This window comes from Mucilaginibacter sp. BGA-UO-ETr-C110, assembly GCF_059567985.1.
In genome coordinates this window covers 3,250,321-3,266,000 of the sequence record NZ_JCAQPB010000002.1, presented here as the reverse complement: position 1 = coordinate 3,266,000, position 15,680 = coordinate 3,250,321, and the positions used below count along the sequence as shown (strand labels likewise).

The 15,680-nt window shown below is 43.9% G+C and carries 8 protein-coding genes; 7 read left to right on the top strand and 1 reads right to left on the bottom strand.

Features of this window, described 5'->3' with window-relative positions:
* Window positions 1-47 precede the first annotated feature (47 nt).
* Window positions 48-365 carry a hypothetical protein gene (locus AC57BQ_RS14230; protein WP_496406914.1) on the top strand — a complete coding sequence of 106 codons (318 nt, stop codon included), beginning with the start codon at window positions 48-50 and terminating at the stop codon, window positions 363-365.
* Window positions 366-374: 9 nt separating this feature from the next.
* Here the strand turns inward: AC57BQ_RS14230 and AC57BQ_RS14225 are convergent, their stop codons facing one another.
* The gene (locus tag AC57BQ_RS14225) at window positions 375-1,280 is read right to left on the bottom strand and encodes an AraC family transcriptional regulator (protein WP_496406913.1); all 906 of its coding nucleotides are present in this window, start codon (window positions 1,278-1,280) and stop codon (window positions 375-377) included.
* A gap of 396 nt (window positions 1,281-1,676) precedes the next feature.
* On the opposite strand from AC57BQ_RS14225, the gene AC57BQ_RS14220 reads away from it, so the two are divergent.
* The 6 genes from AC57BQ_RS14220 to AC57BQ_RS14195 all read left to right on the top strand — a co-directional run bounded on the left by AC57BQ_RS14220 (window position 1,677) and on the right by AC57BQ_RS14195 (window position 15,629).
* The gene (locus AC57BQ_RS14220) at window positions 1,677-3,896 is read left to right on the top strand and encodes an alpha-amylase family protein (protein ID WP_496406912.1); all 2,220 of its coding nucleotides are present in this window, start codon (window positions 1,677-1,679) and stop codon (window positions 3,894-3,896) included.
* Window positions 3,897-3,946: 50 nt separating this feature from the next.
* Complete coding sequence (locus AC57BQ_RS14215) at window positions 3,947-5,293, top strand: sugar porter family MFS transporter (protein WP_496406911.1); 1,347 nt, start codon at window positions 3,947-3,949, stop codon at window positions 5,291-5,293.
* A gap of 17 nt (window positions 5,294-5,310) precedes the next feature.
* Entirely contained in the window at window positions 5,311-8,655 is a 3,345-nt protein-coding gene (locus AC57BQ_RS14210) for a DUF5107 domain-containing protein (RefSeq protein WP_496406910.1), read from the top strand.
* A 176-nt stretch (window positions 8,656-8,831) separates the two neighbouring features.
* Entirely contained in the window at window positions 8,832-9,878 is a 1,047-nt protein-coding gene (locus AC57BQ_RS14205) for an aldose epimerase family protein (protein WP_496406909.1), read from the top strand.
* 599 nt (window positions 9,879-10,477) lie between these two features.
* Entirely contained in the window at window positions 10,478-13,693 is a 3,216-nt protein-coding gene (locus tag AC57BQ_RS14200; RefSeq protein WP_496406908.1) for a SusC/RagA family TonB-linked outer membrane protein, read from the top strand.
* 28 nt (window positions 13,694-13,721) lie between these two features.
* Window positions 13,722-15,629: a RagB/SusD family nutrient uptake outer membrane protein gene (locus AC57BQ_RS14195; RefSeq protein ID WP_496406907.1), complete on the top strand. Its 1,908-nt coding sequence runs from the start codon at window positions 13,722-13,724 to the stop codon at window positions 15,627-15,629.
* The last annotated feature ends 51 nt before the right edge of the window (window positions 15,630-15,680 follow it).

Sequence of the window (15,680 nt, the reverse complement as noted above, 5' to 3'; positions counted from 1 at the left end):
ACGATGGCATTTGCTTTGATATCAATTATGCAAGGAGTGAGGTTATTATGAAACAGCGTAAATATTTGGAGCGACGTACGTTTAACCAGGATCGTTTTGATATTTTAATAAAACGACAAAAAAGCGGGAAAGCCACCTTTAACGAGCTTACAGAATTGGACGCCATTGTGAACCGCGACCCTACCATACGTGAAAGTATTTTAGAAGAAATGCAAGGGGTAAATGAGCCTCCGGATGAGCCGAAACAAGAGGATATACTAACTGCTGCTCCCGTAAAAACTCAAACCTTGCTGGATAGGATCACTTCTTTTTTTAAGCGCTTATTTACGCATATAGGCGATCCAAACCCTGCTTTATTGGCTTAAAATAATGGTTTATAATGTCGACTTGATCTTTTTGCGGTATTCATTAGGCGAGCTCCCCATCAATTTGGTAAACATCCTCGAAAAGTAATACTGATCTTCGATCCCCAAACTAATTGCTATATTTTTGATAGACATGGCTGTAAACGAAATATACTGACATGCTTTCTGCACTTTGAGCTGGTTAAAATATTCTATAGGGGCATAACCGGTTTTGGCCCTGAAAAGCGCCGAAAAATGCGAGGTTGATAAATTGGCAAATGTAGAAAGATCATCAAGCCTGAGGATCTTGCTGATGTTATCCTGCATAAAAGTGATCGTTTTCTCTACCACATTGTTATCTGTATTTTCTTCCAGCTGATTGAATTTATCTTCATATATCAACGAGGATAAGAAATGTGAAAATATCATGTTCACATAGCGTAAAGTATCACCGCTGTAGCCTTTCTCAAGGTTATGGCAGATATCCTCGAATAGTTTGATACGGTTCTCGTTGTAAGACAAGTAGGGTTTGTAGTTCTCGGAGTTTTGGAGGATCAGATCAATAATAAAAGCCGATATTTCACCCTTAAAGTGTATCCAGTAAATGGTCCAGGGTTTGTCCATATTGGCGGCGTACTTATGGGGCGTATTGGCCGGTATCGCTATAAATTGTGAGGGCGAAACCTCAACCTTCTTTTTATTGATCTCCAGCCAACCATAACCCTCTGTACAATAGATGATAATATGCTGGTTGATACCATTGGGACGTTCGGCATAATGATGGCTGGCCTTTGGATAATACCCTATATCAGTAATATACACCTGTTTGGTTACAGGGTCCTTACTTAAAAAGTTGGCGATGATCTTTTTGGGCAACACAATAAGTTTTTGCCCTTCAAAACCTTCGCGCCTTCTTAACGCTGTGCTTTTTATCATTTTTTGCAGGGGTATATAGGGTATTTTAACTGGTTTGGAATATGGAACACAACATTAATCAAAAAAAACAAAAACACCATAAAATATTTCATTTTACGGAAACCAGTATTACGCGATATACAACAGGTAGGTGTTTTATCTGCCTGTTGTATATATCCTAAAGCAGAAAATTGCTAAACCAAAGGTTAAATGTTTATTCTACATCAATTATGGTGGTTGTCATAAAAAAGTCCATCATTATCGTAACATTAACTATTTTTTAATCTGTTTTAATCTGTGAGATTTACATCGTAACCAATTGAACGTATTATCCATATTTAAGAGTGCCTGCCCCGCCGCATTGTAGATGACGGCCTGCCTGCTAACGATTGATAATATGATTTACCGGTATAAACTATGATGAAAATATTACTCCGCCCCTTTACTATTGTCGTTTTATTAATATGTGGTCAATGGGCATCCGCGCAAAAGACCATTACTACGCTGGAAGTGACCACCAGTCACGTTACTATTAAATTGGATGCCCATAACGGCATGGTGAATTATGTATTCCCTAACGGCATCCGGATCGAAAATACGGTTGCCTATATCAATGACTTAAAATCGGGAATTACCTCATCGGCTGATTTTACAGACCATCGATATACTACTGCCGAAGTGCATGACAATATAGGCACCGGCCGACAGATAACTATTACGCATAGCGATCATAAGCATCCATTTATTTTAGAGCAGCGTTTTACCAATTATGAGGGCCATCCTTATACCCTGATCAGTTTAACCGCGAAAAATAAAGACTCGAAAGCTGCGCCTTTAGAAACCCGCGATATTAGTCCTATAGCCGTGCTTCCTCAATATAAAGGCAAGTTATATATTCCCGGTACCGAACCCCGCATATTGGATATGCCCTTTGATAATGACGATTGGACGCCTACATTAGAAAGAAGCTGGCCTAAAGCAGGGGGGCCTAAAACGACGGGTATTACTTATGAGTTCGCAGCCATTTATGATATGCTGAAAAACTCAGGCCTGGTTATCGGCAGTGTAAAGCACGATTTCTGGAAAACAGGCCTGGCTTATCAAACCTCTACCGAATTAGGTTATGTGGATTCTCTCAAGGTTTTTGGCGGCGCTTCTACACCTGATGATCCTAAATTACAGCCAGCTTATGGTGGTAACGATGGTACGCATGACCTGGTGGCACATGGTACCGCAATAGGGCAATCAGTAAGTTCGCCTCCCATATTTTTATGCGCGATGGACGATCTGCATGAGGCTTTTACACAGTACGGACAGGTAAATTCGGCCATCAATGGGAAACAAACCTGGAATGGTAATGCCCCGATATACTGGAATAGCTTTGGAGTGGAAGGCGTGTTAGGTTACGAGGGTGTAATGATGCCGCCAGCGGTTGAAAAGATCTCCGATTTTTTGCATACGCTCACCAATTTCAGCGGTTATTCTAAACCGGTCATGAGTATCGACTCATATGATCAGGGTATTTACTCTACAGAAGTTTTGGCCGATCTGGGTAAGTACTTCGCGAAGAATAACCAGCAAATGGGCTTTTATTTTATCCCTTTTGCCATGTGGAACTGGAAGGATGATATTGATGGAAAAAAGATAGCAGGATCAAATTATCTGCTCAAAGATGTATTACTGCATGATAATGAGGGTAAACCCATTATGTATAAAGACGGCAAATGGGGAGCTTACGCGATGGATCCTACCCATCCGGCTGTTCGCTTGTATATCATCCAGCAATTGAAAAAAGCCAAAGCTATCAACGCTAAATTCCTGAAGATCGATTTCCTGACAGGCGGTGCGCTGGAAAGTACAACCCGCTATAATAAAAACATCCGCACAGGCATGCAGGCTTATGATTATGGCATGAAAACATTGCGTCATTTGGTTGATTCTATCCTGGGCAAAGATATTTTTATCAGCCAGGCCATATCGCCTATGTTCCCGCATCAGTATGCACACACCCGTTTTATATCAACTGATGTGTATTCGCACTTGAGGGATGATCAGCCGGGCTTCCCGCATTATGGTAGTACCGGGGCCTCGCTGGCTACCGGCTCGCACATGGGTTGGGTGCAGGGTACTTTGTTCCCATATACCAACCTGGATGTGAGCATCATGAAAAGTTTCCAGAAAAATCCCGACCTGAGTGAGCAGGATATCAAGGTAAGGTTATATGCCATGATGGTGATGGGAAGCATACTGGGCGATGGTTCCGATTTCAGGCACCCGCTGGCGGCAACCCGTGCGCAGACGTTTTTAAACAATAAACAGATAGCGGCGTTTTTTAGTCATCCTAAAGCGTTTATACCATTGAAAGCTGCCGATGGCGAAACGTTGGATCAGCAAATGTCGTTTTACCTGCCCGGCGAAAATATATTACTGGCCCTGTTCAATTTCGATAGGCAAAAGAATTTTGAGCAGGTTTTAACACGCACGGCCCTGCACCTGGATGCCGGCAAAGCCTATCAGTTTAAAGATATGCTGACCGATGCTGTTGTGGGCGAATTAAAAAAGGGCGATACCGAATTTAAACTGAGCGCTGCACCTATCGATGCGGTGATGATAAAATTAGTCGCGGTAAAGGAATAAGCGACCAAATAACGATATTATGCTTAAACCAGTAAAACACACCCTAAAAAATGAGTAGTTCAAAAACATTCAATAGCAGTTATATTATCGGGATCTCCTTTATATCGGCTCTGGGCGGATACCTTTTCGGGTTCGACTTTGCGGTGATCTCGGGCGCTTTACCATTCCTGCGTACCCAATTTGCGCTCGACCCGGTGTGGGAAGGCTTTTTGACCGGCTCCTTAGCTTTAGGATGTATTGTAGGCTGCCTCCTTGCCGGCAACATGGCCGATAAGTATGGCCGTAAACCCGGACTGATGGTGGCCGCCTTGATTTTCGCGGTATCATCCATAGGTATCGCTTTTGCACAAAGCCTCACTTATTTTATTGTGCTGCGTTTTGCAGCAGGTATAGGCGTAGGTATGGCCTCCATGCTTTGCCCCATGTACATTGCTGAAGTTTCACCAGCCGAAGTACGTGGACGTAATGTGGCTATTAACCAGCTTACGGTGGTTATTGGTATACTGGTAACCAACCTGGTCAATTATTTCCTGGCCGATCATGGCCATGATGCCTGGCGATGGATGTTTGGCCTGGGGGCAGTGCCCTCTGCTGTATTCCTGATCGGGGTAACCTGGCTGCCGGAGAGCCCGAGATGGCTCATGAAATCGGGCCAGGTGGCCAAAGCGCAGCAAGTGCTCAACAAAATTGGATCGGTAGACTTTGCCGATACCACCATGAAAGCCATTGAAAGATCGTTGGCAGGAAGTACAGCCAAACAATCTTACAAAATGGTATTTGAAAAAGCCGTTCGCCCGGCGGTTGTAGTAGGTATTACGCTGGCCGTGTTTCAACAGTTTTGCGGTATCAATGTGGTGTTCAACTATACCTCCACCATATTTGAATCGGTAGGGGCGAATCTGAACCGTCAGCTTTTGGAAACAGTATCCATAGGCGTAGTGAACCTGGTATTCACCTTACTGGCCATGTGGCAGGTAGATAAACTGGGCCGCCGCCCGCTGATGCTGGTGGGTTCGCTTGGTTTGTCCATCATGTATATTATACTGGCTATTGCCTTACAAAACCATTTCCCGGCGGGGCTGGTATCCATATTTGTATTGCTGGCTATCAGCACTTATGCTATTTCGCTGGCCCCGGTTACCTGGGTGCTTATTTCAGAGATATTTCCTAATAAGATCAGGGGTGTGGCATCGTCGGTAGCCATAGTTTCGCTATGGGGCGCTTATTTTATACTGGTTTTCACCTTTCCTATATTGGCTAAAAAGTTAGGTACCTACGGGCCCTTTTACCTGTACGCAGGTATCTGTTTCCTGGGTTTCCTGTTTGTAAAGGCGCGTGTTAAAGAAACCAAGGGCCAAACCCTCGAAGAACTGGAAGAAAATTTAATCAGACATTAATCATTAAGAAGAATTATATGATGCATCATTCTAATGTATCCGTTTGGGAAGAAAAAGTTGTGATCCCTACGTATGGTGTGGGCAAGCCGGATAAAAACCCGATGTTTTTTGAAAAACGCGTTTATCAGGGCAGCAGTGGTGTGGTATATCCCAACCCGGTGATCGAAAAAATTGCCGACGAGAAAGAAGACAAAGAATACACTGGCCTATTCCTGGAGAACAAGTACCTGAAAATAATGATCCTGCCCGAGCTGGGCGGCCGCATCCAGATGGCGTTTGACAAGATCAAACAGCGTCATTTTATATATTATAACCAGGTGATTAAACCCGCGCTGGTAGGTTTAACTGGTCCCTGGATCTCGGGTGGTATCGAGTTTAACTGGCCGCAGCATCATCGCCCAAGTACTTTTGATCCGATCGATTATACTTTAGAAGAACACGCCGACGGCAGTAAAACCGTTTGGGTGAATGAGGTGGAGCGGATGTTCCATACCAAGGGAATGGCTGGTTTTACGCTTCGCCCGGATACGGCTTATATCGAGATAAAAGCCAAATTGTTTAACCGTTCCCCTTTACCGCAAACTTTCCTGTGGTGGGCAAATCCGGCGGTAAAGGTGAATGATTACTACCAGTCGGTTTTTCCGCCGGATGTGAACGCGGTGTTTGATCATGGTAAGCGTGATGTATCTGATTTTCCTATCGCTACCGGTACCTATTATAAGGTTGATTATTCGCCGGGTACCGATATCTCGATGTATAAGAATATCCCGGTGCCAACCTCGTACATGGCTATCAATTCCGATTATGATTTTGTCGGCGGTTACGAGCATGATTCACAAGGTGGTTTGCTGCACGTGGCCAATCATCATGTATCGCCAGGCAAAAAACAGTGGACCTGGGGGCACAGTGATTTTGGCCAGGCCTGGGACAGGAACCTGACCGATGAGGACGGTCCGTACATCGAACTGATGACGGGCGTATTTACCGATAACCAACCCGATTTTAGCTGGCTGATGCCTTACGAAGAGAAAACTTTTACGCAGTATTTTCTGCCTTACCGCGAATTGGGTATGGTGAAAAATGCGACCAAAGATATCCTGCTGGCGCTAAGCAAAGAGGGGGACAAAGTAACTATCAAAATACAGGTAACATCGGCACAAAGTAGCTTGAATATCAACCTGAGCTACAAAGGGGAAACATTATTTGCGCAGACGACAGATATCAGTCCAGAACAGGTTTTCGTGCAGGAAGTAGCTGTTAAAGGCGATGTGAATGAGAACGAATTACTGCTGATCATCATCAACAGCAGCAAACAAGAATTACTGCGCTACGAACCTGCTAAAAATAAAAAGAACGAGATGCCTTTGGCGGCCAAACCCGCTCTGCCTCCCGCCGATGTAGAAAGCGTAGAGCAGCTGTTTTTAACCGCCCAACATTTGGAGCAATACCGCCACGCTACATACAGCCCTATTCCGTATTATGAAGAAGCTTTACGCCGGGAACCTACAGACATCCGCAATAATAATGCGTTGGGTAAATGGTACATCCGCAAGGGGCAGTTTGCCAAAGCTGAATCTTATTTGCGCCAGGCGGTAGAAACCAGCATACAACGTAACCCTAATCCTTATGATAGTGAGCCTTATTACAACCTCGGTCTTTGCCTGAAATTTTTAGGCAGGGCCGATGAGGCGTACACGGTTTTCTACAAATCAACCTGGAGTAATGCCTGGAAAGATACCGGCTTTTTCTGCGTGGCGCAGATAGATATGGCCCGTGGTCATTATGCGTTGGCGCTGGATCACATCAACCAATCATTGGATAGGAACGCCGCCAACAGTAAATCGTACGTGATCAAAGCGGCAGCTTATCGTAAGCTTAATCAGGTAGATAAAGCGTTGGCTACTATTGGCACCGCTTTAGAACGTGATGGTTTTAACCTGGGTGTGCTATTTGAAAAAGTACTGGCTTACAGGATAAACAATGATGGAGATAGGATAGAAGAAAGCCTGAACCAACTGTTAACCCTTTCACGCCATGACGACCAGAATTTTATAGAGTATGCCCTGGATTATGCCGCCGCCGGTTTATATGATGAAGCATCACAATTGTTGCAATTAGTCGTAAAACCAGCTGAATCCAATCCGATTGTTTATTATACATTGGGCTGGTTGAGCCATCAGAGCGGCCGCAAGGCCGAGGCCGCCGAATGGCTGGTTAAAGCTGCCAAAGCTGATCCGTACCTGTGTTTCCCTAACCGTTTGGATGAGATCAATATCCTGAAACTGGCTATTGAACTTAATCCGGCCGATGCCAAAGCGCCATACTACCTGGGTAATTTGTTTTATGATAAACGCCAGTATGACGATGCGGTCATTTACTGGGAAAAATCAGCCAAACTGGAGGATAAATTCCCGACCGTTTTCCGTAACCTGGCTATCGCTTACTTCAATAAGCAGAATAATGAGCAAAAGGCGCTGGAATATTTTGAAAAAGCTTTTGCGTTGGACAAAACCGATGCCCGTGTACTCATGGAGCTTGATCAGCTGTATAAAAGACTAAACAGATCGCCGGAGGAACGTTTGAAATTCCTGGAACATAATCTGGAAGTAACTAACCAGCGCGATGATGTTTACCTGGAAAGGGTAACGCTGTACAATCTTTTAGGCGATCACGAAACCGCTTTGAACCTGTTGAACAGTCGCCAGTTCCATCCATGGGAGGGCGGCGAAGGTAAGGCATCCGGTCAGTATGTGTTCAACCTGATTGAGCTGGCTAAAAAACAGATAGAAGAAGGTTTGTACGAAAAAGCTATTACCTACCTCACAAATGCCAAAACCTACCCGCATAACCTGGGTGAAGGTAAATTATACGGAACCCAGGAGAACGATATTGATTACTGGCTAGGTTGTGCCTATGAGGCAGCGGCTCAGCCAGAGCAGGCTAAAAAATACTTTGAGCAGGCTACCATTGGCCTAGACGAGCCATCTGCAGCGGTATTTTATAATGATCAGCAACCGGATAAGATCTTTTACCAGGGATTGGCCTGGAAAAAACTAGGTAATACAGAGCGCGCCAACAGCATATTTAAAAAGTTGGTTAACTATGGTGCGCAACACGCCGATGATGAGGTGAAGATCGATTATTTCGCCGTATCGTTACCCAACCTGCTGATATTTGATGATGATCTGAACTTGCGCAACCGTATTCATACCAGCTTTTTACAGGGACTGGGCACATTAGGGCTGCACGAACTGGATACCGCACAACAAATGTTGAACAAAGTATTGGAGCTCGATGCCACGCATGCAGGGAGTAAGATCCATCTGGATATGGCCAAACAATCAGCAAGTGTAGCCAATTGATCATATCCCTATCACCGCATCAGATCGGCTATCATGTGCCTGTATTTGATGCGGTATATTGGGTAAACATTTGTTGAATCAGCAATAGCATTTTAATAATAACCGGAAAAGAAATTAAGACCACGTTTCTGCGGAAATACGATCAGGTAAATGAAAATAGCCTGTATAGCTATAACATGAATAAAACTACTACCAGAATAACCTGCCAACATTGGGGCGAGCATACAGGCGAACCTGTGTATCTTTTTAAAATGGAAAACGCAGATGGCGCCTATGTGGAACTAAGCAATTACGGGGCCACGCTGGTTTCGGCCGTAGTGCCCGATATGCACGGCGTATGTAGTAACGTGGTTTTGGGATTTCCATCGTTGCAAGCCTATCTGGATGATGACTGTTATATTGGTTCAACTATTGGCCGCTATGCCAACAGGATAGGAGGGGCCAGTTTTAAGCTCGATGGCACCACCTGGCACCTGGAAAATAATGATGGTGAAAATACCAATCATGGGGGTAGTAATGGTTTTAATACCCGGGTTTTCAAATACGCGGTTACCGCTGAAGGCTTATTTTTTACTATCCATAGCTCCGACGGTGATGGGGGATATCCCGGTAGCCTGGAACTTACGGTACATTACATGTGGACGGATCTGAATGAATTGATCATCAGTTATTACGCGTCGACAGATAAAAGAACGATTGCCAATTTTACCAATCATGCCTACTTTAATTTGTCAAATGATGGGGCTAAAATATTCGACCATACATTGACCATTCATGCCGGTAATGTGCTGCAAAACGACGCGGATTATATACCAACAGGAGTTGTTGAACCTGTGGGGAACAGAAGACTTTCAGGCACATCCATCAAAAATAAAATGATGGTGAATGAAACCCATATTACGGGTTTAAATGATTGTTATATATTGGATGAGCAACCCGGTACTTACCATAAATTGGCGGCCGAGCTGACCGAAAAAATGTCGGGCCGTAAGCTGGAGATATTTACCACTTACCCCGCCCTGATGGTTTATACCGGCGATTATTTACAAAGTGAATATTTAGGGCATCATCAAAATCCATACAGCCCCTTTGATGGTATATGCCTGGAATGCCAGCATTATCCGGATAGCCCCAACCATTCTAACTTTCCTACAACAGTTTTAAACCCTGGCGATACTTATCATGAAAGTATCATTTACAAGTTTGGTATTATAACGCTCTAAGGGTCTCACCCGCAATTTTTTATAGCTGGTTTATAGTAAAGAATAAATAATGGACAAAACCATGCATGAGTTGTAAATTCATAAAATTGTCCATCTTTTTTGAAAGTTTATCCATTTTTAAATGCGATGCTTCCACTTACATTTACAATACCAATTGTAAACTAAACCAAATATGTATGTAAAAACTCGACTACCACATTAGCGGGAAAGCGAATGCCGATATATCCTTAATTCAGGTGATTTGGTAATCCTATATGCTTAATTATTAGGTGATTGTTATTAAAAGTCTTAAGATCAAAAAAAGACTTAACAGGATTTCTATGGCCTGTTTGGAACTGATAATGATCAAACCCAAGGCATCGGATTGTACCAGATCAAAGCCTGACTTTTTGTATCAGAAAAATGCCGTTTAAGCGGCAATCACAGTTCGCAAATTTCCACAAGCTATCCGGTGAATAACACAAATCCAATTTGATTAAACCCTGATTAAGTAAAATAATTTTTATGAACCCAATTTTATGAAGCAATCTTACATTTTTAGTAAAGCACTTTTTAAAAAGTATGAGAGGCCCGGGCGGTTTTTGATAAGATATTGCTTAGTGTTTTTAACATTAGCCTTATTTTATGGTACAGCCCGCGCGCAAACAAAAATTACGGTTACCGGTGCCGTGTCCGATACCGCCCATGTTAAGTTACCCGGTGTAACTATCTCTGTGGTGGGCAACTCCCGGGTAGGTACCGTAACAGATGGCAACGGAAGGTTCATCCTGGATGTTGAGGATGGTGCAGTATTGAGGATCTCCTTTGTGGGCTTCAAGGCACAAACATTTACCGTGTCGGCACAGAACAAGATATTCAATGTAGCCCTTAAAGAAGACAAGCTGCTTGCCGACGAAGTAGTGGTTACCGCTTTTGGTAAAAAGGAGCGTAAAGAGGCCCTGGTAGGGTCGGTTACCAGTATAAAACCCGGGGAGTTAAAAATTCCGGCGAGTAACCTCACTGCCGCGCTTGCCGGGCAAGCCGCAGGTATTATAGCCTACCAGCGTAGCGGTCAGCCAGGGCAGGATAATGCCTCGTTCTTTGTGCGTGGCGTAACAACATTTGGTTACAAACAGGATCCATTGATCCTGATCGATAATGTGGAGCTCACCACCACCGACCTGGCCCGTTTGCAGGTTGATGATATTGCCAGCTTTGTGATATTGAAGGATGCCAGCGCCACCGCGCTTTATGGAGCAAGGGGTGCCAATGGTGTTATCCTGGTGAGTACAAAAGAAGGTAAGGAAGGTCCGGCTAAGATCAACTTCCGTTCTGAGTATTCCTCGTCACAGTCAACACAAACGCCTCAATTGGTTGATCCTATTCAGTACATGAACCTCTATGATGAGGCTTCCCTAACTCGTGATCCCACATTGCCATTACCTTTTACGCAAACGCAGATCAACAATACCCAAAACACCATTAATCATGGTCCTGGTAACAACCCCTATGTATACCCTGCTGTCGACTGGTTGAAGATGTTATTCAAAAAGAACGCTACCACCATGCGTAACAACATGAGTGTGAGTGGTGGTACAGGTTTGGCGAAGTACTATATCACAGGTACTTATAATGTGGATAACGGGGTATTAAATACCGATATCCGCAATAACAATAATAACAACGTCAAATTCAGGAATTACCAGTTGCGCTCAAACGTGAACATCAATCTCACCAAAACAACCGAGATCATCGTACGGTTATGGGGTAACTTTAACGAGTACAACGGTCCGATCACGAGCGATGGTTCTTTTGCTTCCGATTTATATAATGTGGCCATACATACCAGCCCGGTATTATTTCCGGCCTATTTTGAGCCCGATGCCGCTAACTTAAACGCGCAGCATATTTTGTTTGGTAACGTAGGCGGGGTGGATGGTACCAGCAGCAACCGGATCTTATATAATAACCCTTATGCCGCATTATTACGCGGGCATAAAAACTCGTCGGAGTCGCGGATGCAGGCCCAATTGGAGCTGAACCAGAACCTGGGCTTTTTGACCGATGGGTTAAAATTCAGGAGTATATTCAGTACCAACAGACACTCTTATTTTGATTCGCAGCTAGCTTATAGTCCATTTTATTATAATGTAGGTTCCTATGATAAACAAACCAATAACTACTCACTAACCTGGCTTAACCCGCAGCCTACTGGCGATAATGTGGCGCAGGAATACCTGTCATATTCCAGGAGTACCCCCAATGCCGATACTTTTTTCTATCTGCAAACCTCGCTTGATTATAATAAACAGTTAGGTAGCCATAATATCAACGCCACGCTGATCGGTACTGCTCAGCAAACTGTTTATTCAAACGCCATAGATCCAAAAACAAACCAGATCTCCTTACAATACTCACTGCCTTACCGTAATTTAGGTTTGGCGGGCCGTGCAACATACGGTTACAAAAGCAAGTACTTTGCCGAGTTTAACTTTGGCTACAACGGTTCCGAGCGTTTCTCAGATAGTCACCGTTATGGATTTTTCCCAACCATTGGCGCTTCATGGGTGGTATCTAACGAAAAATTCTGGAACCCTTCATTTATCGATCGCTTAAAGTTCCGTGCCAGTTATGGTTTGGTTGGTAACGATGCTATCGGCGCGCAGCGTTTTTATTACCTGTCTGATGTGCACTTTAACGAGGGTTATAACTATGCCCAGTTTGGGTTTAATAACTCTTATGAGCGTAAGGGTTTAACCATAGTAAGTTATGATAATAATAACATCACCTGGGAAACCTCAAGGCAACTCAACGCCGCTGTTGAAATCACCTTGTTGAAAAATCTGAACATTACGGCAGAGTTTTATAAAAATCACCGTTACAACATCCTGCGGGATCGTGTAGTGCCGGCAACCGAGGGTTTTGAAACTTCTATAGCAACCAACTTAGGCCAGGTGGATTCAAAAGGTATCGACTTATCTGCCGATTATAAACAAAACTTCAGTAATGGTCTGTGGGCATCATTCAGGGGGAACTTTACTTACTCTACTAACAAATATAAATACATAGAGGAGCCCAATTATGCCGAGCCATGGCGCCATTTTATTGGTCAGCCTATCAATCGTGGTTATGGTTATGTGGCCGAAAGGTTATTTGTTGATGACCAGGAAGCCCGCAATTCACCAACCCAGTTAATGACAACCACCGATGCTTATGGAAATACAATTACCGGTTTACCGCCAAAAGGTGGGGATATCAAATACCGGGATCTGAACCATGATGGTAAAATAGATAATCTCGACCTTACCTTCCTGGGTTATCCGCAAGTGCCCGAGATCGTTTACGGTTTTGGTTTCTCAACCGGTTTTAAAGGGTTTGACCTTTCCGCGTTCTTCCAGGGACAGGCAAGGGTATCATTCTTTATCGATCCTACCAGGGTAAGCCCTTTTATACCAAGTCCCGATAAATACATCTATGGCAACACACAGGTGCTGCAAGCCTTTGCCGATAGCCATTGGTCCGAAGAAAACCAGGATCTGTATGCCTTATATCCAAGGCTTGGTGTAAATACAGCCTCCATAACCAATAACCTGCAACCTAGCACCTGGTGGCTGCGCAGCGGGAGTTTCCTGAGGCTTAAATCATTAGAAGTAGGTTATACACTGCCGGCACGCATCTCAAAAGCCATGAAGCTGTCCAACTGCCGCATATATTTTAACGGGTTGAACCTGCTTACCTGGAGCCCCTTCAAATTATGGGATCCGGAGCAGGGCGGAAACGGATTTGCTTACCCTATCCAGAAAGTATTTAACGTAGGTCTGAATGTGAATTTATAATTACAAACCGATTTAAAAAGAGAACGATATGAGATCATATTATAAATTATTACTGGCAATAACGCTTTGTACAACAGGGGTATCCTGCAAGAAATATCTTGACGTTACACCCAGCAACGTTGGTACGCTTGATTATGCCTTCAGGAACCGTAACGAGGCCGAAAATTACCTGTTTGCCTGCTACTCCACCATGCAGCAAACCTCCAATGTAATTTACAACGCGGGTTTTACGGCTTCTGCCGAGATTGTTTATCCCAATAACCTAACCACCAACTTTTTTAGTCAGCAGGGTTTCGATTTGATCCGAGGTGTGCAAACTACGGGTAACCCCATATTAAACTACTGGGGCAACAGTAATGGCGGCGCGGCCATTTTTCAGGCCATCCGCAGGTGTAACATCATGCTGGAGAATATTAATAAACCGATAGATCTTTCGGCCGATGAAAAAAAGAGATGGATAGCCGAGGTGAAATTCCTGAAAGCATTCTATCATTATTACCTCATCAGGATGTACGGCCCCATCGTTTTGATCAAAGACAGTTACCCTATTGATGCTCCGCCAGATACTTTAAAACGTAAAAGGGCATCAGTTGATGAGTCATTTAGCTACGTAGTGTCGTTATTGGATGAGGCCATACCTGATTTGCCGCCAACCATCCAAAACCAGGCACAGGAATTTGGCCGTATCACCAAATTTATAGCCATGAGTGTAAAGGCCGAGGTTTTAACAACAGCCGCCAGTCCTTTATTTAATGGTAATCCGGATTATCAGGGCTTCAAGGATAAAACAGGTAAAAGTTTATTTTCTGCTGCTTACGATGCTTCTAAATGGCAAAAAGCGGCTGATGCCTGCAAAGCTGCCATCACCGAATGCGAGGCACAGGGCATTAAATTATATACACTGCAGCCAACTGGCAACATCAACGTATCTGACGAGCTGAAGCAAATTTTAACCCTGCAATTGGCAGTAACCGACAAATGGGAGCAGAACCCGGAGTTGATATGGGCTTTGAATTACACCTTTAGTTACCAGGGCTATGTGATACCCAAATTAACCAGTCAGTCGGTAGGTATGGCAAATACTTACCCATCCAACTGGGCTGTGCCATTGGCCGAATCGGAGTTGTTTTATACCAATAACGGCGTGCCTTTAACGGAGGATAAAAACTTTGATTATAGCAACCGCTTTACCCCGCAAGTTGGTGATGAAGCCAATCAGCATTATATTGAGCAAGGCTACGAAACCGCAAAAGAACATTTTAACCGCGAAAGAAGATTCTACGCCTCTATAGGTTTTGACGGTGGTATTTGGTTTGGTAATGGTGTAACTGATGAAAGCAAGGCCTATTATGTACAGGCGCGCGGTATTTTTGGTTTGGCCGGCCCTAAAAGCTTCAACTCCACCAATATCACCGGTATATGGCCAAAAAAACTGGGCAATTACCTCACCGTAATGGATCAAACCTTTACCACAGTTGATTATCACCTGCCATTGATCCGTTTATCAGGACTGTATCTTTTATATGCCGAAGCTTTAAATGAAGCGCAAGGCCCAACAGCTGATGTGTACAACTACATTGATAAAGTGCGGACAAGAGCCGGATTGAAAGGTGTGCAGGAATCATGGAGCAACTATTCAAAAAATCCGTCAAAGCCTGCTTCAAAAGAAGGCTTACGCCAGATCATACACCAGGAAAGAAGGATCGAGCTGGCCTTTGAAGGACAGATAGGCTGGGATCTGCGCAGATGGAAAGAGTTACAGGAAGTTTTAAGTCGTCCGGTACAGGGCTGGAATATTAACCAGGGCACATCGGCCAATTATTATCGCCCAACAAATGTAATCACTCCGGTTTTTGGTTTGCGTGATTATTTATGGCCTATCAGCTCAACCGACCTGGTGGTAAATGAAAACCTTACCCAAAATCCATACTGGTAGAAGCATCGGTTATGAAGACATTATTTATAATAATTAATATAACATATCAAT